General features: G+C 58.5%; 18 protein-coding genes and 5 pseudogenes. 12 read left to right on the top strand and 11 right to left on the bottom strand.

Annotation, left to right across the window (positions count from 1 at the left end; translation table 11 throughout):
* Nucleotides 1–99 precede the first annotated feature (99 nt).
* From YUU_RS0131260 to YUU_RS0131235, 6 genes are all read right to left on the bottom strand, one after another.
* On the bottom strand, nt 100–2,418 hold the full coding sequence (locus YUU_RS0131260; RefSeq protein WP_027525891.1) for a N,N-dimethylformamidase beta subunit family domain-containing protein: 2,319 nt from the start codon (nt 2,416–2,418) through the stop codon (nt 100–102).
* Between the two features lie 26 nt (nt 2,419–2,444).
* Entirely contained in the window at nt 2,445–3,776 is a 1,332-nt protein-coding gene (locus tag YUU_RS0131255) for a branched-chain amino acid ABC transporter permease (protein ID WP_371260524.1), read from the bottom strand.
* A gap of 318 nt (nt 3,777–4,094) precedes the next feature.
* On the bottom strand, nt 4,095–4,976 hold the full coding sequence (locus YUU_RS0131250; RefSeq protein ID WP_027525889.1) for a branched-chain amino acid ABC transporter permease: 882 nt from the start codon (nt 4,974–4,976) through the stop codon (nt 4,095–4,097).
* Between the two features lie 9 nt (nt 4,977–4,985).
* Nucleotides 4,986–5,714: an ABC transporter ATP-binding protein gene (locus YUU_RS0131245; protein ID WP_027525888.1), complete on the bottom strand. Its 729-nt coding sequence runs from the start codon at nt 5,712–5,714 to the stop codon at nt 4,986–4,988.
* The gene (locus YUU_RS0131240; protein WP_027525887.1) at nt 5,711–6,457 is read right to left on the bottom strand and encodes an ABC transporter ATP-binding protein; all 747 of its coding nucleotides are present in this window, start codon (nt 6,455–6,457) and stop codon (nt 5,711–5,713) included. Before YUU_RS0131240 ends, YUU_RS0131245 begins: the two co-directional genes overlap by 4 nt.
* Nucleotides 6,458–6,465: 8 nt before the next feature.
* Nucleotides 6,466–7,761: an ABC transporter substrate-binding protein gene (locus YUU_RS0131235; RefSeq protein WP_027525886.1), complete on the bottom strand. Its 1,296-nt coding sequence runs from the start codon at nt 7,759–7,761 to the stop codon at nt 6,466–6,468.
* Nucleotides 7,762–8,017: 256 nt separating this feature from the next.
* Between YUU_RS0131235 and YUU_RS62805 the strand changes: the two are divergent.
* Together YUU_RS62805 and YUU_RS61490 are read left to right on the top strand one after the other, a co-directional pair.
* Nucleotides 8,018–8,506 (top strand): annotated as a pseudogene (locus YUU_RS62805) (hypothetical protein); the annotation flags it as partial.
* A 168-nt stretch (nt 8,507–8,674) separates the two neighbouring features.
* A complete protein-coding gene (locus YUU_RS61490) occupies nt 8,675–8,977 on the top strand; it encodes a helix-turn-helix transcriptional regulator (RefSeq protein ID WP_245288145.1) in 303 nt (100 codons plus the stop codon).
* A 201-nt stretch (nt 8,978–9,178) separates the two neighbouring features.
* Here YUU_RS61490 and YUU_RS0131225 read toward each other — a convergent pair whose 3' ends face one another.
* Nucleotides 9,179–10,078, bottom strand: a complete 900-nt coding sequence (locus YUU_RS0131225; protein ID WP_156944599.1) for a LysR family transcriptional regulator — start codon at nt 10,076–10,078, stop codon at nt 9,179–9,181.
* Nucleotides 10,079–10,191: 113 nt separating this feature from the next.
* On the opposite strand from YUU_RS0131225, the gene acdA reads away from it, so the two are divergent.
* From acdA to YUU_RS0131200, 5 genes are all read left to right on the top strand, one after another.
* On the top strand, nt 10,192–11,406 hold the full coding sequence (acdA, locus tag YUU_RS0131220; RefSeq protein WP_035663856.1) for a 3-sulfinopropanoyl-CoA desulfinase: 1,215 nt from the start codon (nt 10,192–10,194) through the stop codon (nt 11,404–11,406).
* Nucleotides 11,407–11,669: 263 nt separating this feature from the next.
* Nucleotides 11,670–12,881: a CaiB/BaiF CoA-transferase family protein gene (locus YUU_RS0131215; RefSeq protein ID WP_035663853.1), complete on the top strand. Its 1,212-nt coding sequence runs from the start codon at nt 11,670–11,672 to the stop codon at nt 12,879–12,881.
* A gap of 455 nt (nt 12,882–13,336) precedes the next feature.
* Nucleotides 13,337–14,671: a tetratricopeptide repeat protein gene (locus tag YUU_RS52360; RefSeq protein ID WP_051389979.1), complete on the top strand. Its 1,335-nt coding sequence runs from the start codon at nt 13,337–13,339 to the stop codon at nt 14,669–14,671.
* 202 nt (nt 14,672–14,873) lie between these two features.
* On the top strand, nt 14,874–15,683 hold the full coding sequence (locus YUU_RS0131205; protein WP_027525881.1) for a CoA transferase subunit A: 810 nt from the start codon (nt 14,874–14,876) through the stop codon (nt 15,681–15,683).
* Entirely contained in the window at nt 15,680–16,426 is a 747-nt protein-coding gene (locus tag YUU_RS0131200; protein ID WP_027525880.1) for a CoA transferase, read from the top strand. Before YUU_RS0131205 ends, YUU_RS0131200 begins: the two co-directional genes overlap by 4 nt.
* Nucleotides 16,427–16,505: 79 nt before the next feature.
* Here the strand turns inward: YUU_RS0131200 and YUU_RS0131195 are convergent, their stop codons facing one another.
* Nucleotides 16,506–18,005 (bottom strand): CoA-acylating methylmalonate-semialdehyde dehydrogenase, encoded by a 1,500-nt coding sequence (locus YUU_RS0131195; protein WP_027525879.1) that lies wholly within the window; start codon nt 18,003–18,005, stop codon nt 16,506–16,508.
* A 103-nt stretch (nt 18,006–18,108) separates the two neighbouring features.
* Between YUU_RS0131195 and YUU_RS0131190 the strand changes: the two genes are divergently transcribed.
* On the top strand, nt 18,109–18,996 hold the full coding sequence (locus YUU_RS0131190) for a LysR family transcriptional regulator (protein WP_027525878.1): 888 nt from the start codon (nt 18,109–18,111) through the stop codon (nt 18,994–18,996).
* A gap of 748 nt (nt 18,997–19,744) precedes the next feature.
* On the opposite strand, the pseudogene YUU_RS56860 reads toward YUU_RS0131190, so the two are convergent.
* Nucleotides 19,745–19,927, bottom strand: a pseudogene (locus YUU_RS56860) (IS256 family transposase); the annotation flags it as partial.
* Between the two features lie 643 nt (nt 19,928–20,570).
* Between YUU_RS56860 and YUU_RS52350 the strand changes: the two are divergent.
* Both YUU_RS52350 and YUU_RS62435 read left to right on the top strand, forming a co-directional pair.
* The gene (locus YUU_RS52350; RefSeq protein ID WP_371260521.1) at nt 20,571–21,287 is read left to right on the top strand and encodes a GNAT family N-acetyltransferase; all 717 of its coding nucleotides are present in this window, start codon (nt 20,571–20,573) and stop codon (nt 21,285–21,287) included.
* Nucleotides 21,288–21,382: 95 nt separating this feature from the next.
* Nucleotides 21,383–21,655, top strand: a pseudogene (locus YUU_RS62435) (transposase); the annotation flags it as partial.
* Here YUU_RS62435 and YUU_RS0131165 read toward each other — a convergent pair.
* On the bottom strand, nt 21,615–22,919 hold the full coding sequence (locus tag YUU_RS0131165; RefSeq protein WP_156944598.1) for a hypothetical protein: 1,305 nt from the start codon (nt 22,917–22,919) through the stop codon (nt 21,615–21,617). The pseudogene YUU_RS62435 and the gene YUU_RS0131165 sit on opposite strands and share 41 nt — an antisense overlap.
* 540 nt (nt 22,920–23,459) lie before the next feature.
* On the opposite strand from YUU_RS0131165, the pseudogene YUU_RS62430 reads away from it, so the two are divergent.
* A pseudogene (locus YUU_RS62430) lies at nt 23,460–23,708 on the top strand (hypothetical protein); the annotation flags it as partial.
* Nucleotides 23,635–24,535 (top strand): annotated as a pseudogene (locus YUU_RS56845) (ISL3 family transposase); the annotation flags it as partial. The pseudogenes YUU_RS62430 and YUU_RS56845, both read left to right, overlap by 74 nt.
* A 341-nt stretch (nt 24,536–24,876) precedes the next feature.
* Here YUU_RS56845 and YUU_RS52340 read toward each other — a convergent pair.
* Nucleotides 24,877–25,259 (bottom strand): prolyl oligopeptidase family serine peptidase (locus YUU_RS52340; RefSeq protein WP_035663846.1); only part of this gene is annotated, 383 nt, incomplete at its 5' end.

Here is a 25,259-nt window from a genome sequence, read left to right as displayed (position 1 = left end):
AGCGCTTGAGCTGCTCCAGCTGGACTGCGCTCCGGAGCCAGTCTGAACCTCAGCTTCTCAAATGAGCGATTGAAGGCCGCGCAAGTAGGATATCTGACGCTACCTCCATTGCTTCTCCTCCAGAGTCCACATTGAAGCAGGCAATGGACCATCTTTTGCAAACGCGTCGACGACGTTCGACAACAGCCGCGAGATGTTGTTGTCGAAGTTGGCGTAGGGCAGGGCTTGGCCGAAGGCGATCGACCCGGTTGAGAACACGGCACCTCCGTTTGTCGATGTGAAGAAAACCATGTCGGCGCGGATGCGATAGTCGTAGGTGCCCATGAGCCCCGGGTAGGGATAGAGAACCTCCTCCACGACCGTTTGGTAATTGTCTGTGTGGCCGCCCGAAGACGCCACGATGAGAGAGTGTGGCGGCGTCCCCAAAGAGAGATCGTAGCGATCGATCTCGATGCCGCCGGCCGCACCGTGCGCAAGCCCGAAATCGCCAAGGATTTCGCCTTCAATGCCTTCGAACATCCAATCGACGCGACGATGCCAGCTATCCGGCATCCGTCGAAATGGGCGGCAGGAATCAAAACCTTCCGATATGATACCGACGCCGACAACCTTTTGTGGCGGTCGCCCGAGATCCTTCCAGAGTCCGCTCTTCTGGCCGGAAGTCGCAAGATGATATTCGCCAGGGCGGGCCTGCCATGCCCGCATTCCGGAATTGAGTTTGCGCACTTCCAGGCACCACGGCTCATCCTTGCGGTAAGCGACGTTCCAATAATAGCCGTTGCCGCCCATATAAATCAGCCGTCCGCCCCAGGCGACGAAATCCTCGGTTGCGTCCAGGATCTGTTCGGAGATGTATTCCGGGTGGGTCCCGGTAAGCACGAGGCGATACGGCGTGAGGGCGCCGAGCCCTTCACGATGAACGTCTTCCTCGGTCAGAATGTCGTAGTCGTAACCCTTGTGCTCCAGCCAGGCGATGATCGAAAGATCGGCGGGAAACTGCCACGTGATTCCCATGCCCGCTATTCGCGTTTTCGGGCGCATGTTGAGGATCGGACGACGGTAGGAGCTGTAGCAGACGCCCGCGCCATCATCATGCGAGTCGTAACACGACAGACCGAATTCGCGGGTCTGGTAGAGTTCGATGTCGATCTCTGAAACGATCGGCGATTGTCCGGCCAGCGGCTGCATGATTTGTGCGTCGAAGCTCAAATGTTCGTTGGCGTAGGCAAGGTAGCTGCCCGTCGGAGCCAGGAACGCAATCGGAGCTTTCGGCTGCCTTGGCCGCACAAAGAAGACGATGTATTCCTCGCGCAGCCCCTTCCCGTCACCAAGGCGGAGCCGGATCGCGTATGCGCCACTCTTCAAATCCGAAACGACAAACTCCTTTGTCTTTTCCCAATTGCAATCGATCATGGCATCGGCGTGGAACTCGATGCCACCGAACTCGGACGGCGCGAGGCGGAAGCAGTCATTGTGGCCGTTCCAATTGAATCCGGTCTGTCCGCGAACAGGGCGATTGTATCCGCGTGCCGTCAATCCGTGCGGACCGATGTCAACGACGTCGTCGCCAATGCCCTTGTCGGTGTACCCCTTCGACGTATCCCAGAGCGCGACGACTGCATCGCTCGGATATTCAAGCCTCGTGCGATAGGCGTCGAGCTCGGCCTGCGTCAACACGCGATTGAAGACGGCGGGGCGGTCGATCTTGCCGTTAAAGCACTGGGTGACGAAATGGCCGCGCAATTCGTGAAAGTCCCGGGCGCCCCCGACGATGAAGGGTACGTCCGGCGGATTGTCGGGCCGAAACCGCAGGCTCTCGCGGACGCGAGAGCGAAAATCGAGGCCCGCTACCTTGCCGAGCAGGCTGTTGTATCGATTGGCTGAGCTCTCCTGATGGATCGTTGCCCGTCCGGTTTTCGGATCATATGAGGCTGCAATGAAATACCAGTTGTTCTTGAGCAGCGGGACTTCGGTCACCAGGTAGTCGACCTCCTTCCCGTCGCCGTACCCGAATTCGATGACGCCGTCGCCGTTGATCCAGATACCGTATCCCTTGTTGTTAAAGGCATCCCATCGACCCAGCAGGCAATTGCGCGTCGAATGTCCGGGCTTGTTCGGATACACGAACGCACAGAGCGTGAAAGGGCCGTCCAGCGCGAGCCGGCGCTGCGGATCGTCGACAGTTAAGAAAGAGCCGACCTGAGTGAATTGCTTTCGCACCCTCCAGGTGCCGTTGATCGGCGAGGATACCTCCTCTTCGATATAGCCCGGGCCGGAAGGGTGGGCGTCGCCATGAATCAGCCGAACCAGTTGCGCTTGCGCCGCATTCGTGCCGTCCGCATGAACGAAGAACGAGATGGTGTCTCCCGGTTTTACGGATATCTTGTCTGCGTAACCAAATATTTTCAGTTCAGCCATGGATCGGGATCTCGCCTTCAGTAACTTTAGGATTCCATCAAATCCTGAACGCGACGCAGGAAGAGCGCGTGATACGCTTCGTTGGCGTTCGGATAGGTGCGATCTTCGACAACGCGCGGCGGCGTGCCGCGGCGCCCCGAGAGACCGACGATCCGGTAGGCCTTGAAATCCTCCAGCACCATGATCGCGTATTTGTCGACCTGGGTTTGACCGCGGAAATAGATGAGCAGCCGCTCGAGGGCTTCGCTGTGCTGACCAAGCGGACGCGTTCGATGTTCTTCGATCACCGTGTCGGTGACCAGACACTTCAGGAAATCTCGCTGGGCCTTGTCGAAACGGCGCCGGTAGATTTCGTCCTTGTTATCGGTCTCGGTTGCTTCTTCCGGCAACATCTCTCCACCTTTTTCTGCCCTCGACGAACGGTTTTCGCTTTGCTTCTTGGCGCGCCAGATCCGGAATTGGGTTTTGATTCCGAAAATCCCGCCACGAAGGAACAGGACGACGCCAAGCATGATCGCGCCAATCAGGACGTAGCGCAGCGGACCGATGCCGATCATCACGCGATCGATGAACACCACGATGACTGTGCCCAGCACCGCGCCTTCGGATCGACCAATACCGCCAATGACCAGCATCGAAAGAGAAAGCAGCACGGTGTCGAACGAAAAAAGATTGGGCGATGCGCCACCAAAATGAATTGCGTAGAAGCCGCCGGTAAAGCCTAGGAAGGTCGAGGAGATCAGAAACACGTTGATGCGGGCGCGATAGAAGTCGATGCCGCAAGCTTCGGCGAACGCCTCCTTCTTCTCGGGCGCCATTTTCAAGAGCCGCCCCAGTCTTTTGCCGTCGACGAAACGGTAGACGAACAACGCGATGATCATCAGGGCGAAGGATGCGTAGTAGAGCGTCATCTGCCGCAGCGGCGGCGATAGCCAATCCGGCACATAGCTCGGCGCGCCGAACAGGCCTCCGGTGGCCGAACCCAATTCACCAGACTGAATCACGTAGACGCGGCACAATTCGACGATGCCGAGGGTCAGCAGCGCATAATAAAGCCCGTCGAGTTTAAGCGCCGGAAGTGCGATAACCACGCCGAACACCAGGCCGATCACGCTGCCGAGCAGCGGCAACGACCACCACGGCAATCCGAGTTGAATGGCGGCATAGGTCGTTGCGTAGGCGGCCGCGCCGACGACGGCGTAACTGGCAAGGGAAAATATGCCCGCTGTGCCGATGATCAGCATCCAGGCGAGGTTGATCGAGCCGTAGATGCACATCAGTGCTGCCGCCGTGAGCACCGTGTTCCATGTATCCTGCGGAAGGATGAAGGGAAGGACCGCAAACAGCGCGAACGCCATCGCCCACCAGATCGGCCGCTTGTCGACGATCGTCTTTTCCCGCCGGCTGGTCTTGCGATTGTATTCACCGCGAATGTCAAGCACGCGCCTGCGCGTCGGCCAGTACCGTGTGCGCCACCACAGCCTCGAGCCATGTCCCGGCCATTTGTAGTAGTATCTGAGCCGACCGATCCGATGCAGCTTTGCCTTGAACGAGGTGGTCTCGTCCCACGGCACTTGCGGCGGAAGAAACGCGTTGGTGGGCGCCGAGCGCGCGTCAACCTTGGTCTCGTAGTCGCCGAGCGGGTCGATCCAGATCGGAGCGGTCTCTGACACGTCTTAAGCCTCGCGCGCTCTGTCCAGGATGCCGGCGATGCCGCGCGGGCGCAGGATCAGGATGAGAATGATCAAGAGGAACTGGGTGATGAGAACGTATTGGCCACCGAGCAAAGCGGCGGTGAGAGCCTCGTTGACGCCGAGCAGCAAAGCGCCGGCGACCGCTCCGGGCACGCTTCCTAGCCCGCCGACAAGGGCAATGCTGAGGCCCTTGATCATGGGCGTGATGCCGCTAAAGGGCGAAATCCAGTAGGTTTGCGCAAGCACCACGGCGGCAAGCCCGGCAAGTCCGCCCGTCATGATCATCACATAGATGCTGGTGCTGCGGACGCCGATTCCCACGATGGACGCCGCGTGCGGGTTCATCATCATGGCGCGGATCTCCAATCCTCGACGGCTGGAGCGCATCCACAGCAGGACCAGTGTCAGAAGAAACAGCGCCGAGACGACGGTGCCGGCTTTGTCGGACGTGACGACCACGCCGAATATGTTGACTTTCCAGAAGCCGAACAGCTGCGGCAGTGATTTCGCGCGGGGGCCGAATATCCACATCAATAGTTCGTTGCCGGCGAGACTGATCGCAAGCGCCGCGGTGAGGCCGCGAATGGGAAAACTCGGTTTGTCGTGGATCGGAATGAAGGCGCACAGACAAACGACGATGCCGCCCAACGCGCCGGTCAGGATGCCGGCGGCGAAGATTACTGGCGCCGACGATGAAATGTAGAGGCTGGCAAGCCATGCTCCGTAGCCGGAAAGCGCGAAGATGAAGCCATAGGCCATGTTGACAAGCCCAAGACTTGACCAGGTGATGGAAAGTCCGATTGCGAGAGTGCCGTAGATACACGCGAGCGTGATTGCGTTTGTTATGACCAAACCGAAATCCATCGTGAGATCCTATGCGTGGGGTAGCAGGACGGAAGCTTCGCCCTTTAGTTTGCCTGCGTGCATGCCGATGATGCGATCGACCCGTCCTTCCAGCAGGCCGACGTTTTGCTCGGCGATCACCATCGCCGAATCGCCGAGTTCAACCGCCAATAGCGCTTCGATCACCGCCTTGCCGATCTTGGGAGCAAGGCCGAGCGATGGCTCGTCGACGAGGAACAGGCTTGCGTCTGCCATCAACCCGCGTCCGATCGCGACCATTCGCCGTTCGCCGCCCGATAACCGCCCGACCGGCACCTTCATGAGTTTCTGGAGCGGCTGAAAGATCGCGAGCACTTTCTTTTTCCGCTCGGAGCGTTCCGACCACGCGCGGCGCGTAAATGCGCCACTGTCCAGATGTTCCTCAACCGTGAGGCCATGGAAGATCTCGTCGCCCTGCGGAATCAGCGCGAGGCCACGCCTGACCACAAGGTGGGTATAGCGGCCCGGACCCTGACTGCGTGTGCGCCCCACTTGATGTCCTTCAAGGAGGATCGATCCTCGCTGCCAGCCAGTCAGCCCGGCGATGGCTTGAAAAAGCGTCGACTTACCATGTCCGTTCAGGCCGACAATGCCGACGCGTTCGCCGGAGGAAACCTTCAGGTCGAGATCGTGAATGACGCGCACCGGGCCCCAGCCCGCCGACAGACCATTGACGTCGAGGACTATTCGGCGCTGCACAGCATGCTCCGGCTTGTTCATGCGTCGATCTCCTCGGCGCTGCGCTCGAAATACGCCGCGCGCACCTTGGGGTCGGCAAGAACATCGGTCAGTGTTCCCTGCGAGACGATCTCTCCCGCATCCATCACGATGATGCGGTCGGCGATCGTTTCAAGCAGCTCCATTCGATGTTCGACAACCAGGATCGCGATGTTCAGCTCCTTGGCAAGGACCCGCAAAACCTCATCCAGTTCGTCGATTTCGGAATTGATCAGGCCGGCCGCCGGCTCGTCCATCAGCAGCAGTTTCGGACGCCTCATCAAGAGACAGGACAACAGCAGCTTTCGACGATCCAGCGTATCGAGCTGCTCGGCGATCATGGTGCCGGCGACATGAAATTCCGCCAGATTGGCTCCCCATTCGGCCTGATCCGGCACGAGGAAGGGGTGATAGGCTTGCCGTGCCGCCTTGAATACCTGCGCGACCGTCAGCGCTTCGGGGACGACTGGTGTCTGATAGCTTCGCCCGATGCCGAGCCGCGCCCGCTGATGTAACGCAAGTTTCGTGATGTCCTTGCCGTTGAAGAAAACCTGACCTGACTTGGGCGCCAGGCGGCCGGACAGCACCTCGAACAGACTGGTCTTGCCGGCGCCGTTCGGCCCTATGATCCCGAGCACCTCGCCACGCTGAACCGATAGCGAGATGCCCAGCAAGATCTGTCTGCCCCCCAGGTCGAGGTCGATTTCCCGGCAGGCAAAGAGAGCATCGTCAGGCTCCTGCAGCATCGCAGTCCTCACCACCAGGGCGCGGGGCGCAGCTTCGATTCGGCAAGCTCGTTCGGGTAGATGATCTTGTGCTCCTGGTCCTGCACCTGGAAGTAGAGCTGCGCTATGCCGTCCTCCAGCTTGGTTGCGGTAACCGGATGACCATCGTCCGGGAAGTGAGAGCATTCCTGGAACGGGTTGTTCATGTTCATCATGCCGCACACGCCGCGATAAGGATGGGTGCGGATCCAGTCGGCCACCTCCTTGAATTTGTTCGGATCGCCGACGGCTTCCCAGGCAAGCTTAAAATAGTAGGTGCTGTCGTAGCTGATGCCGGTGTAGGCTACGCCCATGATGCCGGGAAATTTCTTCTTGTACTTGTTGCGGAACTCCATTCCTTGCTTGTCGGCATAGACGCCTTGCACCGTACTCCAGACGAAACCTTCGCATGCAGGTCCGCCAAGCTCGAGGAATTCCGGCTGCGAGGGACCGTACTGAAGGTACACCAGCGCACCTTTGAGGGGATTGGCTTGGAATTGTTTGACGAACGCCGCGTACTCGACGGCGACCCAGTGATCGATCATCACGGCACCGGCGCCGATCCTCTTGATCTCTTCGATGACCGGTCCCCAATCCTGCACCGGATACTGAATGTTGGTGATGCCCGCGAGCTTGAATTCGCTCTTCGGCAATGCCTCCTGCAGGCACTTCGAGATCGTCTGGTTGTATGCGATCTGCTCTTGCACAATGTGGACGCCGTTATTCAGTGGTTTCCAGCCGCCTGAATCCTTCATCGTCTTCAGGAAGATCGGAAACGTCCAGCCATAGTGCGCTTCAGACGGATCCGACTGGAACACGTGGCTGTATTTTTCTGGGTTCTTCGCCACAAGCTCCGTCAGGTTGCGTTGCGTCGTGCCCCACAGAATCGGCGCCTTGTAGGCGACCGACGCTTCCATGGCCGGCACGGCAGTCAGCGTGAACGCGCACGATATGGCGTGTACCTTGGCATCGATCAGCCGGTTGATCGCGACCTGCCCGCTTTCGGGTGAGAGTGGATCGATGTCGACCACCACCGCCTTGATCATGCGACCGTGCACGCCGCCCGCAGCGTTGATTTCCTCGATCGCGAGATTAGTACCGTTGAGATAGTCGAGGTGATCGGCGACCCCGGCCTTCGACGTCTGTGCTGTCGGAACGCCGAGCAGGATCGGATCGGACGTCGCCGCCTTGGTCGGCGTTGAGACGTAGGGAGCAGCGATGACGGAAGCCGCAACGCCGCTCGGAATTGCCTGAAGTACCCTTCTGCGAGTCAGATCGCTACTCATCGAAAGTCCCCTGTCGGTGAGGTCCAGCGCAACATGCCGCCTGTGCATGTTCGCTGGATCGGAAGACTAGAGACGGTCTGACCCCGCTGTCTTTTTCGGGGACGCACAGTTGTGTTTCCCAAAGCGTACTTTCTTATTGGTAGCGGATCAGTTCGACCTCGCTGCGATGCAGCATTTCATGGCCCCTTGGCATATTTCGTGCCTTCGCTAAGCTGACCAGTAGTGGACGGTCCTAAGGAAACTCAGGGTGGTCTAGATGGGGCAAATCCAAACGTTCTCGACAGCCGGTTTGACTGCTCCAAAGACCTTGGAGTCGTGGCGGCAGGCGATGGCCGAGGTCTACTTTCGGCTCGACATCAAGCGTTCCGGCGACGCGCCCTTGAACGGCAGTCTGGTCAATTGGCAGTTTGAATCGTTGGGGATTTCGAACTTTCGTGCCGATGCGCAGCGGGTGATCCGGCGCAAGCACGCCGCCAAGATCGACCGGTCCGAGGATTTCGCATTTCTGTTTCCGGTTCGCCAGCAGATGCAATTCGAACAGCGGGGCCGGACGGGCCTTGTCGGACCCGGCGACGTATTTCTGGTCAACTCGGCCGACGACTACGTTATCGACGTTCCCGACGGGTCCGAGAACATCACTGTCAAGATTCAACGCGATGCCTTGAAATATCGCGTCAAGAATATCGATGCGCGGTGCGCGCGTCTGAACATCGCCAATCCGCATCTGGTCCCAATCGTCAGCCAGCTCGGATTTCAGCTCCTGAAGGTCCAGAACTGCGAGGATACGGTTCGGCTGCAGGATGCGGTCATCGAAATGATCTGCCTTATGCTCGAATTGGGCGATGAGCGCGGCAATCTCGACCTGGTTCGGCAACCACTGGCGAGCGTGCTTTTCGATCGCATTCGCGGCTTCATGAAGCGCCATATTCACGATCCGGATCTGTCAGCCGACCTGGTGGCCAAGACTCACAAGATCTCGCTGCGATACCTGCAGAAGATATTCCAACTCAATGATACGACATTCCGGCGGGAGCTTATGGAAATGCGGCTACTGGAGGCGCACCGGCTGCTGGTGGTTGGCAACCGGGATGGCGTCGGCCGGGTCAATATCGGCCAGGTCGCCTTCATGTGTGGCTTCAGCAATCAGGCGCATTTTTCGACCCGCTATCGCGAGCGGTTCGGAAGCACGCCAAGCGGGTGCATCCCTCCCAAGTAGCGCCGGGGACGAAGCTCTGGCGAAAACGTTGGATGATCCGATGACGCAGCAACGACTTGCTGACCTCGGTGCCGACGCCCCCGCTCCAAACGATAAGGGACCAGCAGCCTTCAGAGACCTGGTTAGGCGGGAGATTGACCGTTGGACTCCCATTATCAAGGGAGCGGGTGTTCAAGTCGAATAGCCACTACGCCGCTCTGGCTATCGCTTACGTTTGCGGGGCGTGGAGCGGGGCGCCGTTATGAATGACTTGAATGCGTCAGCGACTGCGCGAACGGTAGGAGCATCAATCGTCCCACGGCGAGCCAGAATCCCGATTCGTCTATGAACGGGCGGATCGAAAGAAATCGACTTGAGGGCGTTGAGGTCAGGAGAAAACAAGCCGACGGGAATAATGGTCACGCCGAGCTTGAGCTTCACAATGCTGATCATTGTCTCGATGGAGTCGAACTCCATAAAATCGTTCACCAGAATTCGACGTGCGCGCAACGTCGAATCGATTACCCGTCCAACTCCCATGGCAGGATTGAAGCGAACGAACGGATATGTTCGCAGCAGTTCCCCGATCGAGCCGCGGGCCAAATCCTTGTGAATGACAACCTTAAGTTCTTCTTCCGATATCTGCTCAAAGGCGATTGATGGATCCAGACGTTCTAGCTCCGTAACGATCGCAACATCCAAGCGCTTTTCCTCAACCTTAAAGGCAAGTTCGGGAGACAGACCGCTTTGAATTTGAATTCTCAAGCTCGCGTGCTCGTTCCGCAATTTTGATAGCGTTTGAGGAAGAAGGTGCGTCGCAACGGAGGGAATAACGCCAAGCCGCAACGAACCCGTAAGGCCCGTCGAAGGAGTCGATGCAAGTAGCCGAAGAGCATCGTAGCGTTCGATAATCTGTCTAGCTTCGTCGACAAGGCGCCAGCCGTTGCTATTGAGAACCGGCGGTCTGATGGTCCGATCGAAAAGCTTGGCTCTCATGTCGACTTCCAAGGCTTTCATCTGCATGCTGACCGCCGACTGGGTCATATAGAGCCGCTGGGCTGCCGCGTTAAAGCTGCCGCCGTCTGCAATGGCCACGAGTGTGCGAAGCTGTCTGATGCTCATGACGGCCAACTTAACATATTTTGAAGTCCGGCTCGCAAAATATTCGTTTGCCTTTCGATAGTTCGCGGAGTGAAAACGGCTGACCGTCCCGCACCCGAAGAGGATTCACCCCTATGGATATGAAGCTCTCGCCTGAGCAACAGAAGCTGAAAGCCGCTGCGCGCGAGCTTGCAGAGTCCAAATTCGCCGAAAAGGCTGCGGAGGTAGACCGAACGGAGGCCTATCCCTACGACAACGTGAAGGCGCTGACCGAAGCTGGGTTCATGGGGTACACGGTGCCTAAGGAGTATGGCGGTCGCGGCGGTAGCTTCTTTGAGGCCGCCCTCATCATCGAGGAAATGGCCCGCGTCTGCGGTGCTACCGGGCGTATTACGGTCGAAGCCAACATGGGCGCGATCTCGGCCGTTATGCAGTACGGTACCGAAAAGCAGAAGCGGATGGCGGCGGAGTTGGTGCTCGCCGGCGACAAGCCCGCGATCTGCATTACCGAACCGAATGCCGGTTCGGCCGCTACCGAGATGACAACGCGTGCAGACAAGCGTGGCGGCACCTATGTCATCAATGGCAAGAAGCACTGGATTACTGGCGGTGGTGTGTCCAAGCTGCACTTGATCTTTGCCCGTATTTTCGACGAACGGGGAGCGGAGCAGGGGATCGGAGGGTTCTTGGCCGTCGCTGGGACCCCGGGTTTGAAGGTCGGCAAGCGCGAGCCGGCGATGGGCCTTCGCGGAATTCCGGAAACAGAGATCATTTTCGAAGATCTGGAGGTCAAGGACGATATGCTCGTCCTGCCGCCGCGGGGGCTTCGTCGTGGCTTCGCTGATCTCATTGACGCCTATAACAGCCAGCGCGTTGGCGCAGGCACCGTGGCGCTCGGCATCGCGCAAGGCGCATTCGAAAAGTCTCTTGCTTTCGTGAAGGAGCGTGAGCAGTTTGGTCGTCCGATAGCGGAATTTCAAGGATTGCAATGGATGGTGGCCGACATGGCCGTAGCCGTGAATGCAGCGCGCCTGTCGTTGCATCAAGCTGCTTTGAGTGCGAATCCATTTCCGGACCCTCTCTTGGCCGCCCAAGCGAAGATCATCGCTTCCGAGACCGCCAACAACGTCACCAACCAGGCATTGCAGCTCTTCGGCGCTCGGGGATACTCGCGCAATTATCCCATGGAACGCGCGGTGAGAGATGCTCGCATGTTCACCATAGCCGGCGGGACCGCTCAAGTGCTCAGAACTTTGGTGGCCTCGCGCGTGCTTGGCATGAAGATACCGCAGACACGTGACGGTTATGCCCACGTCGAGCGAAGCCAAGGCCGCGATGCTGCTGAATAGGATGCCCGTCAGCGGGCTGGGCGCCGTCCGATCGACCATCTCGCCGGATGAGGCTTACGAGCCTCGTCCGCCTAGGATGAGGGCTCATGACGGTGCGCGCCGCTCGTTCGAAAGCGGAGATACGTTTTTCGGCCGTCCTCCCGGTCGGATCAGGGGCTCGCAGGCCCCGCTACTCGAGCCCGGCGTGTGCAAATGTACATGCCGGGCTCTTTTTCGAAAGCGTCGTGTAATCGACGTACTATTGTAAGTGGGGCACTTCCATCATGACGACTTCCTTCGCAAAGCCGCTCGCCGGGACGCGTGTGATTGAGCTAGGAGAGCTCATAGCTGGACCTTTCGTGGGTACGTTGCTTGCTGACAACGGAGCAGAAGTAATCAAGATCGAGCGACCAGGACGAGGCGACGTACTTCGGCAGTTTGGCCCCATGGTCAATGGAATCAGCGCATTTTGGCAGGTAAACAGCCGGAGCAAGAAGTCCGTCGTGCTGGACATCACCCGCGACGGTGGCCTTGCTATCTTGCGGGATCTCCTGAAGACCGGCGACGTGCTCATCGATAGCCTGCGGCCAGGCGTACTAGACAAAATTGGACTCAACGACGAAGCGCTCCAGTCGTTGAATCCGAGATTGATCGTCGTGCATGTCTCTGCGTTCGGCCGAGTTGGGCCAAATTCGAAGCGGGGCGGGTACGATCCGGTCGCGCAGGGGTTTTGCGGGCTAAGCAACTTGACAGGTGAGCGCGATGGACCGCCCATGAGGGCAGGTGGTGCCGTACCGGTCTGCGACTTCATGACGGGAGTACTTGGCGCGTTCGGCGCGGTGTTGGCGCTCTATCAACGAAATGGCGGAATGAAGCCGATGTCGCCGGTCGATGTCGCGCTCTATGACGTGGCGTTCCGAATGATTGCGCCACTCATTTCCTACTATGAGGCTACTGGAGAGGCTTGGCAGCGAGACGGCAATCACAGTCTTGGAGGGGCACCAACGGGGCATTTCAGGACTGCGGACGACAAATGGATATGTCTTTCCGTTCAGAATGACGAACAATTCGCGCGCTGCGCAGCATTGGTCGGCCGTCCTGACTGGGCTTCCGACGCTAGATTCGCTACCCTCTCGCAACGCACCGCTCATCGCGACGAGATTGAGACCCAGGTCGCGACCTGGATCGGGGAAAGAGATCGGACGACCGTTATCGCAGCTTTCGAATCGAAATCGCTTGGCGTCGGGCCGATCCAATCTATTGAGGATATGGCCAGCAACGAACATCTGAGCGCCAGAGATTTGAACGCTGTCGACGACCCGATCTTGGGCTCAGTAAGAATGCCACGAACTCTCCCAATCAATGTGAACGCTGGGAAGCAGTCCCCCGCTCCGGCGCTGGGTGAACACACTCGCCAAGTCTTGTCTGAGGTTCTTGGATATTCGAGCGAGGCGATCGCACAAATGATTGGCCATGGCCACGCTGCCTCCGTGTAGGCTTCCGGTTGGAGTACACCGAATGAGCTCTCAGGCTGCTCGTTTCAATGGCGAATGCTGTCGGACGAGAGAGCAGCGATGCCGCCGAGCGGCCTTACCTCTGCACGGTGGCCGGCCGCGACCTTGACTTCACTATTTTTGAACTGTCGCGTGAATTTATCTCGTTTGCTTAAGTTGCCAAATGGCGCGAAATAGGGGCGCTCCAAGCGCAACCGAGTGGGCGTCGCAAATGCAATCCCAAGAACAGGCAGCGAAGTGCAGATTTGCGCGCTACGTGCGGGCGATTGTGCACACAAGCAATAGCTTCGTAGGGCCGTCTCCGGGCTAATTCGGAAGCGCGCAACCGCTTGATTGTGAGAATCTCTTCCGCTTCGCGCCTGTCGCGCCCGAGACGGGAAGGGCCTCAAACGTTGGCAGCGACTATCTTCAACAGAAACGACTGAGTTAGAGGTCCTATGTTCGACGATCGAGGTTTGGAACTTAGCAGCCAGAACGAGGCCGCCGTGACTTCCTACAATCGGGCGGTCAAGAGCTTTCTCGAGTACCGGACAACAGCAATGCCCCTGACAAAGGAAGCGTTGGATGCCGATCCGCAGTTCTGCCTGGCGCATTGCTTGCGTGGCTATTTCTTCATGGTCTTCGGCACGTTCTTGGTCATGGACAAGGCGCGTGCTGCTTTCAAGGATGCTCAATCGACCCTAGGCAATGCAAACAGCCGCGAGCGACGCCATGTCGAAGCGTTGGGCCTCTGGATTGCTGGCGACCTTATGGCCGCAAATACCTGCTGGGAGCAAATTCTTTTCGAGCACCCCCACGACCTTCTCGCCTTGCGGCTTCATCACTTCAACTGCTTCTGGATGGGACAAACCCGCGCACTGCGCGCGGTTCCCGCATCCGTGCTGGCGAGTTGGAGCAAAGACATGCCCGGCTACGGTAACGTTCTGGGCATGCTTGCGTTTGGCTTTGAGGAGAACGGTGAATACGCGAACGCCGAACGTTGTGGACGCGAGGCCGTCGAGATCTGCCCAGACGACTTATGGGCATTGCATGCCGTCGCGCACGTGCTGGAGATGCAAAGTCGTCATGGCGAGGGGCTGAAATGGCTCAATCATCCTCTCGACCAGTGGAACGATAGAAATCCGTTTCGGCGTCACCTGTGGTGGCACAAGGCGTTGTTCAATATCGACGCGGGACGCCTCGATGGCGCGCTGCAGCTCTATGATGAGGCCATCAAAGGCGACAAATCCGACTTCTATCTCGATATTCAGAACGCCGCGTCTCTTCTAGCTCGGCTCGAATTCTGTGGTGTCGATGTCGGGAACCGCTGGGGGGCTCTCGCCGATCACGCCGAGACGCACATCGATGATCACGCGCTAATCTTTACCGATGTTCATTGTGTGATGTCTTTGGCGCATGAGCGTCGCTTCGAGCTGGCCCACGAGGTAATCGAGTCGATGAAGAAATATGCCGGCGACGAGGCTCGCTACGCAAGCGGCGTTATCCGTAAGCTCGGCGTTCCGCTCTGCGAGAGTATCATTGCATTCGAGCAAGGTCGATATGACGATGTCGTGGACAGAATTCTGCCGCTGCGTCACGTCACCGGCCCGATCGGTGCAAGTCACGCCCAGCGCGACATCTTCGATCAATATCTTCTTGAGGCGGCTCTTCGCGCGAACAAGCTTCCACTCGCCCAGAGCCTACTTCAGGAGCGGAGCCTTTTGAAGCCAGGCAGCCACGAGAGCGAATACAAGCTGGCCAGACTGCAAGGGTCGATGGCGTCGCGCGCGTAGAAGCTCGAGCTATTTCGAAAGTCTGCGCAGATCATTGCGGGTGCTCGCCGTTCAACGCAGTGATCAGCGCCGCCTCGCTCGGCGCTGATTGCAATCAGTGCGCTGCATTGGGGTGACCTTGGGTGACCCCGGCCGACGATTGGTCGCTCGCCGACAAAGTCCCGTACGAACGTTCCCTACTGTGAAGCAAGCGGAGGCATCTTTGGCGAGCTCTCTTGGTGCATTGGCGAAGTGCATCGAGCGCGGAATGACCATCGCGCTGCCAGTAGACTACGCCGGCGTATCGATGGCCATGACGCGCGAAATGATCAGGCGTGGTGCGAGTGACCTTCATCTTGTCTGTGTGCCGACTGGAGGCCTGCAAGTTGATCAACTCATCGGAGCTGGTTTGGTCGGGACGGTCGAGACGAGCGCGGTCTCGTTGGGGGAGGCGGGCGGCGCGCCTCGATTCAATGCCGCCGTAAGGGACGGCTCGATTCGCCTAAAGGACGCGACCTGTCCTGCAATTCATGCCGGCCTGATGGCCGCGCAGAAAGGCATTCCATTCTTGCCAATGCGAGGGTTGATCGGAACGGACCTCCTTCGGCACCGGAAAGACTGGCGCGTCCTCGACAATCCGCTTGCTGATGCCGGAGATCCCATCGTCCTGATCCCAGCCATCAAGCCAGACGTAGCTATCTTTCACGCTCCGATGGCTGACCGTTTCGGGAACGTCTGGATCGGTCGTCGTCGCGAGCTCGCGGCCATGGCCTATGCGTCAACTATTACATTAGTCACAGTTGAGCGCATCGTGGAGGAGAATCTACTGGCGGATGAGCTGACGGCGGCAGGCGTGTTGCCAGCCCTCTACATTGGGGCTGTCGGACAAGCTCCACGGGGCGCTTGGCCATACGGCTTATGGGGCGAATATCCCCCGGACGTGGCCGAGCTCAATCGCTATGCGCAGGCAGCGCGGACAGCCGAGGGATTTTTCAGATACATGGCCGAGGTCGGCGTGGAGGCAGTATCGTGACTGCCATCCTTTCCCGCGAGATCTTGATCTACGCCATCGCGCAGCTATTGGACGGCGTCAAGCATGTAGCCGTAGGCGCCTCGTCGCCGATCCCTGCCGCTGGGGCCATGCTCCTGCGCGCAATGAAGGCTGCCAAGGGAGAGCCTGTCCCCCGCATTTCGGTACTGGGATCCGTTGAACACAACTTCTTCACCAATGGCTCGGCCGAGTTGTTCGATTGCGCAGCGCAGGGACGCATTGATGCGTTTTTCCTTGGCGGTGGCCAAATCGATGGGGTCGGTAACGTCAATCTCGTGGGCGCGGGCGGCTATCCGCAGTCGGACGTGCGCTGGCCCGGATCTTTCGGGTCGGCATATCCGTATTCTGTCGTTCCTCGGGTCATACTCTTCCGCGAGGAACATTCGCCGCGCGTTCTCGTCGACAAAGTTGATTTTGTGAGCGCGCCCGGCGTGAGCGAAAGGGGGGTCTCTAGAAGTGGGGGGCCGATCGCACTGCTAACAGGCAAGGGCCTCTTTCGCTTCGACAAGTCGCATCCGGGGTTCATTCTCGACAGCATTCACCCCGGATACGATCTCGATGAAATCAAGGCTTCGACTGGCTTCAAATTCCAGCATGCGGATCGACCTGGTCGAACGGCATCGCCCGACGGATCAACATTAAGCTTGCTGCGCGGTAAAGTACTCGACGAGCCTGCCGGGACATATGGCGAGTTTGCCGCGAAGATGCGCGCTGAGCTTCCCTGAGGTTTGTGTAGAGAGAATCCCTCACCACTCGCCCGAAAGGCGAAGGCGAAGACCGATGCGATCTTCGCCTGCTGTTAGATCAACTCATCGTCGGCATAACGAATTCGGCACCCGATCGAATGCCGGTCGGCCACCGCGTGGTGATCGTCTTGAGCTTGGTATAGAAGCGCACCCCCTCGGGACCATGCATGTGATGATCGCCGAAGAGAGATGCCTTCCAGCCACCGAAGGAATGAAATGCCATTGGCACAGGGATTGGCACGTTAATGCCGACCATGCCCACCTGAATCTGATGCGCGAATTCTCGGGCCGCATCGCCGTCTCGCGTGAAGATGGCAGTGCCGTTGCCGAACTCGTGCTCGTTGATCATCTCGGCTGCTTCGTCATATGATTTGGCGCGCGCGATGGCGAGCACAGGTCCAAAGATCTCCTCTTTGTAGATTTTCATGCTGGTCGTGACGTTATCGAAGAGTGATCCGCCGATGAAGTATCCCTTTTCATACCCCTGACGCCGAAAATCCCGGCCATCGACGACAAGCTTTGCACCTTCACCGACGCCTGCATCAATGTATCCGCGGACCTTGTCGAGGTGCTGCTTAGTCACCAGAGGTCCCATCTCGGCGTCGGGATCCGTTCCCGGTCCGATATTCAGCGCGCGGACCTTTGGCGCCAGCTTTTCAATCAATCTGTCGGCGGTGGTGTCGCCGATGGGCACTGCCACCGAGATTGCCATGCAGCGCTCACCGGCGGAGCCATAAGCCGCCCCCATCAGCGCGTCGACGGCCTGATCTATGTCGGCATCTGGCATGACGATCATGTGGTTCTTTGCGCCGCCAAGTGCCTGGCATCGCTTTCCGTGCTGGGTCGCCGTCTCGTAGATGTAGCGCGCGATTGGGGTCGAGCCGACGAAGCTGACGGCAACGATATCGGGATCAGACAAGAGCGCGTCCACGGCTTCCTTGTCACCTTGGACGACATTGAAGACGCCGTCGGGAAGTCCAGCTTCCTTCAGCCACTGCGCGAGGACTAGGGACGCGGAAGGATCGCGCTCGGAGGGTTTGAGGATGAAGGTGTTGCCGCAGGCGAGGGCGACCGGGAACATCCACATCGGAACCATGGCCGGGAAATTGAACGGCGTGATCCCGGCGACCACACCGAGTGGCTGACGGAGCGAGTGGCTGTCAACGCGCGTTCCGACGTTCTCTGTGACCTCGCCCTTGAGAAGCTGCGGTGCACCGGTTGCGAACTCCACCACCTCCATGCCGCGCTGAATCTCGCCCTTGGCGTCTGAAAGGACTTTGCCGTGCTCCGCGGTAATGATCTGCGCGAGCTCGTCGATGCGGTCCTCTAGAATCCGAAGGAAGCGGTTGAGGATGCGAGCGCGTCGTAGAGGAGGTGTATTCGCCCAAACCGGGAATGCCTTCCCAGCAGCGATCACCGCGGATCGAACATCTTGTGCTGATGCTAGCCCCAGAATTCCCGATTGTTCGCCGGTGGCCGGATTGTAAACGGCCGTGGTGCGGGGGCCCTGGCTTGGCACGAACTCACCATTGATAAAATTCGCAATAGTCGTCTGCATGGTCTTATTTCTCCAAACGAAGCTTGATCGTGCGGGTATGGAGCGCATAAAATCGCACCTCAACAGCCGAATTCGCGGCTCCGTTGTGCGGAAGTTGTAGTCGATGGATTGGGAACGGGTTCGGATATTTCTGGAAGTCGCAAGAGCGGGACAGATCCTGAAAGCGTCGAAAAGCCTACGGCTCAATCATGCGACCGTTGCGCGACAGCTTACGGCGCTCGAGCGAAGCCTGAACGCCAGGCTGATCGAACGACACACAACCGGCTGCACTCTGACCTCAGCAGGGGAAGCGCTGGTCGCTGCCGCCGAGCGCGCCGAGAGCGAGTTCCTCAGAGTTGGCTCCAGCATTGGAGGAGCCACGGAGGCGATCACTGGCACCGTGCGCGTCGGCGCCCCTGACGGCCTGGGAAACTACTTTCTCGCGGATCGTCTCGGAGCGCTCGCCGCGAGTCATTCAAAGCTGGTGCTTCAGCTCGTTCCGTTGCCCCGAACATTTTCGCTGTCCCGGCGCGAGGCGGACATCGCGATTACGTTGGATCGTCCCAAGCAGGGGCGACTTATCCTGTCGAAGCTGACGGACTACACGCTGAGCGTCTACGCCGCAGAGAGCTACCTCGAACGCGAGGGACCCATCGCCAGCCAGGCCGAATTGGCCGGCCGCTTGTTCGTAACGCATGTCGAGGATTTTGCTTACAGTCGCGCTCTGGACTACGCCTCTGTTCTCGGTCGGCTGATGTCGCGTCGATACGAATGCGGAAGCGTGGTCGCACAAATGGAGGCCGTCCGGGCTGGGCACGGCGTTGGCATTCTTCACGACTATGCGGCGCAGCGATATCCCGAGTTGAGACGCTTGCTACCAGAGGTTCGTTTCGTTCGAAACTATTGGATAACGTCTCATCCCGACACGCACGAGACGCGGCGCATCCAGGAGGTACACAGGTTTATCTCCGGATCCGTAAAGGAAGCCAGATCGGCATTTGTCTCCACCTGACGGGCGCGATCACCGGTCATCGTAGATACAGATCAATCCAACCTGCGTTAGCACTACTTTGGGTGCGCCGGGAGACCGGCAAGGAGTAGATGGTGAAAGTCCATTGCGATGAAGTTGTAGCGAACCACATCGGCCCCGAGCCGTGCGCAGGCCTCCGCGAGGGTGTCGGCGAAGCGTCGGTAGACTACACGATCCGTGCCTGGATCATGCGAAAATACAGGCGGCTGAGTGGCCACAAAGTGCGGGCAAGCATGCTTATGCAAAGAATTGCAAAGCAGAACCCGTCTTTGTTCGCACACTGGCGCTTTGGAGGTATCGGCGCGTTTGTCTGATGGGAGCGGTGTGAGTCGAGAGGCTCACGCACCGTTCTGCGAGAGGCCGAAGGTGCAATTCCTTCGGCCTACTCTCCACGCTCTCGACCTGTGGGCCAAGCGCTGGCGACAGCGCGAGGCCTCCGGCGACATGATCATCGTGCGCCACGCGGACGATGTAGTGGCCGGCTTTGAGCGCGAGGATGACGCACGTCGTTTCCTCGATGCGATGCGCGCGAGACTGGAGGAGTTCGAGCTAACGCTCCATACGGCCAAGACCCGCCTGATTGAGTTTGGTCGCCATGCGGCGGCTCAACGTAAGCAGCGCGGACTCGGGACCGGCTGGGTCATATCCACCTGTCAACACGACAACGAAGTTGCCAATTGCGGATTTCCTCTCGGATCGCCTTGGTCGCCGCATTGCTTACCGCGGGACAGTGGCGGACGACGCGCCGGTGGCCGTCCTCAGTCTTGAAATCGGCACGCTTGCCGAGAAAGTCTGCGACCCCGGCCTCGACCGCCTGCGCCAACAGGGCACGCGCCCCGTTGCGCAAGATTTAGGTGAGCTGGTCGTCGACGTTTCCTGGCTGAACCAGCTGGATGATGTTATCTTTGGACACGGCATATCGCTCCTTTCGGTGGAGAAGTTGGAGGCGTCAAGCACCCCCATGATGTGCCGCCTTCCCGATTCCCACCGTCACCAACTTTCGGCGATAGCTCTTATGCCGCCCCTGGAGGCTCCGCCATGGCCAGCACGACGTCGATAAAGGATCAGAATAGCTAATTCTTGATCAAGCGCCACTTATGCCGAAAATGTCTGTGCTCGAACATTCAAAGGATAGGCTCACCGAGGCCCGCAGTTGGCATGCGTTTTGAACGAGAGACCCCATCTAGAACAGCGCACGGGAGTCCAGATGTTATCACATCAGGCGATTGCCGATCTACGGCCTCAACGTGCGAGGCTTGCTAACTGCCCGGCGACAAAATCGGGAACACGATTCAGGCGCAGCTGTCCTACCGAGCGTAGACCCGCGATTTCCTCTCATCGCAAACTAGAAAAAGTCCCTGTGTCGCTCGCTACGAGCGGCGGTTGCAGGCTGCCGACGCTCGACGCGGACAAGCCAGCCTGCCTTAGGAAGGGTGTGATGACGCTCCTAGACCCAGGAAGCACCTAAGCTCGGCAAGAAGATGCAGAAGGTTAACCCGCTGACGAGCTTGGTCCCCAAGGATCGTTAACGCGACCGTCTGAGAAAAAAGAAGAGCTTGAAACAGAAACTAGATGCAGTCGACGAAACCTCCATTGGTGCGCTCTTCTGCGCACGTTCAAAGGGACTCGTCGTCCGTTCTAGCTTTGCAACTCTGACGCCCAGATTGAGACTTGGAACAGACATCATGACAGCGGAGACGGACATCAAATCTGCGCACGCAAAAATGCAGGCGACCACCGTCTGGACACTGGTGCTCGGCTTTGCCGCAGATCCGTTGGCTCGATGGAGCTGGCCTGCTCCAGACCAATATCTTACGAGCATGCCTCAGTTCGTTGAGGCCTGCGGCGGACGAGCATTCGAACATGGCACGGCATACGTGACGGGAGGGGGGCACGCCGCGGCGCTCTGGCTGCCGCCCGGCGTGCAGCAAAATGAGGTGGCACTCGACGCAATTATGGCTCACTCCCTACGTCCGGAGATCAGCGAAGATATGGCGCAGCTTCGGCTTGGAATGACCGAACATCATCCACCCGAGCCACATTGGTATCTGCCTCTCATTGCTACCGATCCGAACTGGGTCGGACAGGGGCTTGGCACATTGCTGATGAAACACGCTCTCAGGCGATGTGATTCGGAGGGCACTGCCGCCTATCTCGAAAGCTCAAACCCGGAAAATATTCCCTTTTACCAGCGCCACGGCTTCAAGGTCATTGGTGAGATACAGCATGGTAATTCGCCGCGGCTAACGCCAATGTTGCGAACAGCCCATTGAGTGGAATCCGGCGAAGAGAAGTTTCGCATGCTCCAGTCCACTTTATGTCGGAGTGGCCTTTTTACTGGCCGCCGAGATCCGCATGCTGCGCAACATCATGCTTTGTCGATCGGCGATTCCAGGCCCACGTCGAACATTCGGTGGCGACGCTGGTGGGGCAACGGATATTCGCCATCGCTCTCGGCTACGAGGACCTCAACGACCATGAGACGCTGCGCCACGATCCATTGATGGAGAAAACTCAGGAGCCCGCCGACCACGTTGAGGCAACGCCGCGTGTCAGACAGAGAACCTCCCCCTTCAGGCTCCACAGTTGGTCGCAACCCATTAAACAGCAGGTAGCTCGACCGCACCATCACGCCTTGTGAGACTGATCCCCGCAACGGCTAGCGCACGCGTAAACTCCTCGTGAGGATAGTAATAATGTTGGAATTGCTCAAAACTATCGAGGCGCTTCACCAGAGCATTTGCACTGATCTTTTCGTTGCCGAATTCACCGTGCATATTGTCGATTATAGTTTGGCGTACTTTGGGCTCTACATTCCGCAATGCGTTAACCAAATATCCTCCCGGCCCTGTTCTTACTTCTGTGGAAGTATAAGCGCCTGCGACTTTTACCGCCTCGATATGAGACGCCATCGAAACACGACAGGTGGGGAATACCCAGACGTTTAGATCCGATAAGGCCAGGAGGTAAAGTGCAGCGAAGAATGAGAAACATTCCTCTATGTCTAAGAGTTGCTCGGGACGATTATCTGTCTCAGGCGTTGTTATTTTATTCCAAGTGGGCATGCCGATAATCAACGGCCTCACGGGGGCATACGTCGTGCAAAGATACCTTGCGTGGTGCACGGTCGCCAACACGTCAAACGCAACGTCTTTGTTTAGACCGAGCATTGCTCCTACTGAAAGATTTAGACCAGCTCTGGCTGCTCGATCCTGACTCTGCAGCCTGAATAAGAAACCATTACCATTCTTCACAATACGGAAATCATCGTCGATTCCGTACGCTTTTGGCCCGCGCGAAATATTTTGATTATACACAGCCTCATCGTATGTCTCTTGCCACATTATCATTCCGTCAGCGCCGCAGGCAGCCAGCGTCTGATATTGCGTTTCCGTAAGTGCCATTGTGCAAAACAACAGCTGACGAGCACTAGTTGGAGGGGCAAGCGATCTCAGCCTCCGCAGGAGAACTGGAAGAGCATCACGGACAAATCGAATGTCGTCGCCACCAACTAGTTCGATATCCTCTATGCCCTTCTCAAGCAAATATCGAGCTTGAATATCAACGATTTCCTCATCAATAGTTAGACGGCCCATTTGCGTATTGTCGGCGCGCCAGCCGCAAAAATCGCAGTTGGATGCACATCGATTGGTGACCTCCACGGGAGACAGTGTGGTAACAGAGCGACCATACTTCCGCGTCCTGATACTGGCAGAACAGTCAAGAACCACCGCCTTAATCTTCTCAAAATCGGGCGTGTTGATCGCACCAATGAACTCACTAAGCTCCGTAGGTAACAAAGGACGATGTTGCGCTTGGTCTAATATGTAAGCGGCCTCCTTGAGGGTTATTCCGACAGCTGCACTGGACGTCGTGCGCAATTCATCAACTGGTACTTGGTACATCTCGTCATCTTATTCTTCGGTGTTGTTATCCTTCGGTGTTGCCCTTTATTTTTATGGTATTTGACCTGAGTCCCCACAGTCTCCTGCCAAAAGTGATAGGCCCCCTCCTTGGGAGCGGCGGAGACCGAAAGCGGAAGGCCGGCAAAACATGTTTGTGCGAGCGCGTTTGACGAGCTCGCTGCACGCGGTGAAACCTTGCTTGAAGAACGAGGGCTGGTCTTCGACGTGCTGCAACACTCGGTGATGGTAGTAGCGATGGTGATGAGGCGGGTTGTCACGGCGAAGGTCCAGCGGGCAGAGCAGCGCAGATTGCTCTCTTGACTCGATTCTCCTGATTTTCTGCTTGGGATGCGATTGATTGGATAGCGGTACGACGACTCCACCTGGTTTAGGGGGACGGGATGAGCGAGACTCGCGCTTGGATTAGACAACGCGAGGGACACTCATTCCATGCATCAAGACAGACATCAAGACAGGCATGATGCCGACTCCTATCAGCGGATCGATGTGATCACGGGGGAGAGGTGACGGCGCAGTTGGAGCGATGCGGAGAAGGCGCGGATCGTGGTCGAGCGCGCCGATCCGGAGACGAGCATTTCCGAGGTCGCGCGGTGCAACGGGGTCAACTGTCAATCGGCGTTCAAATTTGGCTCTGACTCACTTTTGATGCAGTTTGAGAGATGTCTGGCGCTTTGGTTGGGGGAGAATCAGCGCCATGCAGCAAGCACTCCACCGCTCCAGTCTGGTGCCGCGTGGGTTTGTTGTAGAGAGTGCGTACTACGAAGGTGATAAGGCCGTTATTGCGGTCCGGGCGTCCGGAAGCGTTGGTCTGTGTCCATCGTGCGGTATAGTTCTCGACGTGTTCATAGCCGGTATCGGCGACGCGTGACCGATCTGCCGCTCGCAGGGCGGGTCGTAGAGCTCTTGGTGATCGCCCGCCGCTTCCGCTGCGACGCAGTCTTGTGCGGGCGCCAAATCTTCACTGAGCGTTTCGCCGAGGAGGTTCTGGCGCCGTCGGCGCGAAGGACGGCGAGGTTGGACTCTATCGTCCATCATCTCGGTCTGGCGCTTGGTGGCCGACCGGCAGCCGGCTTCGCAAAACGGCTAATGCTGCCGGTGAGCAAAGACACGCTCCTGCGCGTAGTGCGACGCCGTAGCCGTCCCCCAGCTGACCCGCTCAGGGTCATCGGCATTGACGATTGGGCCTGGCGGCGCAATCACCGGTACGCCAGCATCATCTGCAACCTGGAGAGGCGCCGGATCGTCACGCTGCTGCCGGACCGGGCGCCCGCGACCGCCCAAGCCTGGCTCGCTGCGCATCCCACGATCGCGATCGTCGCCCGTGACCGTGGTGGAGGATATGGCGAAGCGGCAGCAAAGGCCCTGCCGCACGCTGTTCAGGTCGCAGATCGTTGGCATCTAATGGAGAGCGCCAGTCGGGCTTTCTCGATGCCGTCCGCAAATCGATGCGCCAGATACGCGCCGTCATCGGTGCGACCACGATCGATCCCAAGCTGCTCACAGCCGCCGAGCGCCTCCAGTATGAGGGCTATTTGCGCCGCGAGGAGACCAATGCAGCCATCCTGGCTCTGTCGAAGCACGGCCTCCCGGTGCGGGCCGGGGCGGCCGAACCGTCCCCCGGTCAGCCTCGAGAGCTCCCGGTTTCCGCGCAAGGAACGTCCATACATGCCAGGGTCTGCGACCACGCCGGGACGTCCAGGTGCTCGCGTTATCGCACCCGTCCGCGTCGCCTTCCGCTCTGAGTACAGCGTCGGCTCCCGGAATAATCTTCTTTCGCGGCTCAATGGCTGGCCTGCATGCTCCCCTGCCGACGCTTCGCCAGCGCCCTCACGGACGCTGCCGCACGGCTCGGGGCCGATGTGGGACGCTACTCCTTCATCGTAGTGGACTCTCACCATCTACTCCTTGCCGGCCTCCCGGCGCACACGCAGTAAGACTAAGGACGACCGAAGCCTGGTGGCAGGCGCATGTAGAGATTCTTGAGCGAAAAGGCGAGCCGATCCGCAGCCTCATTCGCGACCGAGGACCGCCTTGTCCCCGCCCCATGCCCGGCCTTCATCTGCACCTCGAGCAACACCGGCTTATCGGTGGCGGCCAACGCTTGCAGGCGCGCGGCGAACTTCAAGCTGTGCATGGGCGCGACGCGATCGTCAGTTTCTGCCGTCCCGATCAGTATGGCCGGGTATCGGCGGCCTGGCTGGATGTTATGGTAGGGTGAATAGCTGCGCAGGATCGGGAACATCTTGGAATCTTCCGGATCGCCGTATTCCCGAGCCCAGAGCCGCCCGTTGTTGAATTGAGGGAAGCGCAATAGGTCTA

It is taken from the genome of Bradyrhizobium sp. Ec3.3 (assembly GCF_000472925.1).
Lineage (GTDB): Bacteria > Pseudomonadota > Alphaproteobacteria > Rhizobiales > Xanthobacteraceae > Bradyrhizobium.
The sequence above is the reverse complement of the archived record's forward strand: the minus strand, read 5'-3'. Positions and strand labels throughout refer to the sequence as shown.

Excerpts from the sequence above, each read along its gene's own strand:
- YUU_RS0131260 (WP_027525891.1), bottom strand. The coding sequence starts at position 2,418 with ATGGCTGAACTGAAAATATTTGGTTACGCAGACAAGATATCCGTAAAA.
- YUU_RS0131255 (WP_371260524.1), bottom strand. The coding sequence starts at position 3,776 with ATGGCGTTCGCGCTGTTTGCGGTCCTTCCCTTCATCCTTCCGCAGGAT.
- YUU_RS0131250 (WP_027525889.1), bottom strand. The coding sequence starts at position 4,976 with ATGGATTTCGGTTTGGTCATAACAAACGCAATCACGCTCGCGTGTATC.
- YUU_RS0131245 (WP_027525888.1), bottom strand. The coding sequence starts at position 5,714 with ATGAACAAGCCGGAGCATGCTGTGCAGCGCCGAATAGTCCTCGACGTC.
- YUU_RS0131240 (WP_027525887.1), bottom strand. The coding sequence starts at position 6,457 with ATGCTGCAGGAGCCTGACGATGCTCTCTTTGCCTGCCGGGAAATCGAC.
- YUU_RS0131235 (WP_027525886.1), bottom strand. The coding sequence starts at position 7,761 with ATGAGTAGCGATCTGACTCGCAGAAGGGTACTTCAGGCAATTCCGAGC.
- YUU_RS61490 (WP_245288145.1), top strand. The coding sequence starts at position 8,675 with ATGAAGCGCCATATTCACGATCCGGATCTGTCAGCCGACCTGGTGGCC.
- YUU_RS0131225 (WP_156944599.1), bottom strand. The coding sequence starts at position 10,078 with ATGAGCATCAGACAGCTTCGCACACTCGTGGCCATTGCAGACGGCGGC.
- acdA (WP_035663856.1), top strand. The coding sequence starts at position 10,192 with ATGGATATGAAGCTCTCGCCTGAGCAACAGAAGCTGAAAGCCGCTGCG.
- YUU_RS0131215 (WP_035663853.1), top strand. The coding sequence starts at position 11,670 with ATGACGACTTCCTTCGCAAAGCCGCTCGCCGGGACGCGTGTGATTGAG.
- YUU_RS52360 (WP_051389979.1), top strand. The coding sequence starts at position 13,337 with ATGTTCGACGATCGAGGTTTGGAACTTAGCAGCCAGAACGAGGCCGCC.
- YUU_RS0131195 (WP_027525879.1), bottom strand. The coding sequence starts at position 18,005 with ATGCAGACGACTATTGCGAATTTTATCAATGGTGAGTTCGTGCCAAGC.
- YUU_RS0131190 (WP_027525878.1), top strand. The coding sequence starts at position 18,109 with ATGGATTGGGAACGGGTTCGGATATTTCTGGAAGTCGCAAGAGCGGGA.
- YUU_RS0131165 (WP_156944598.1), bottom strand. The coding sequence starts at position 22,919 with ATGTACCAAGTACCAGTTGATGAATTGCGCACGACGTCCAGTGCAGCT.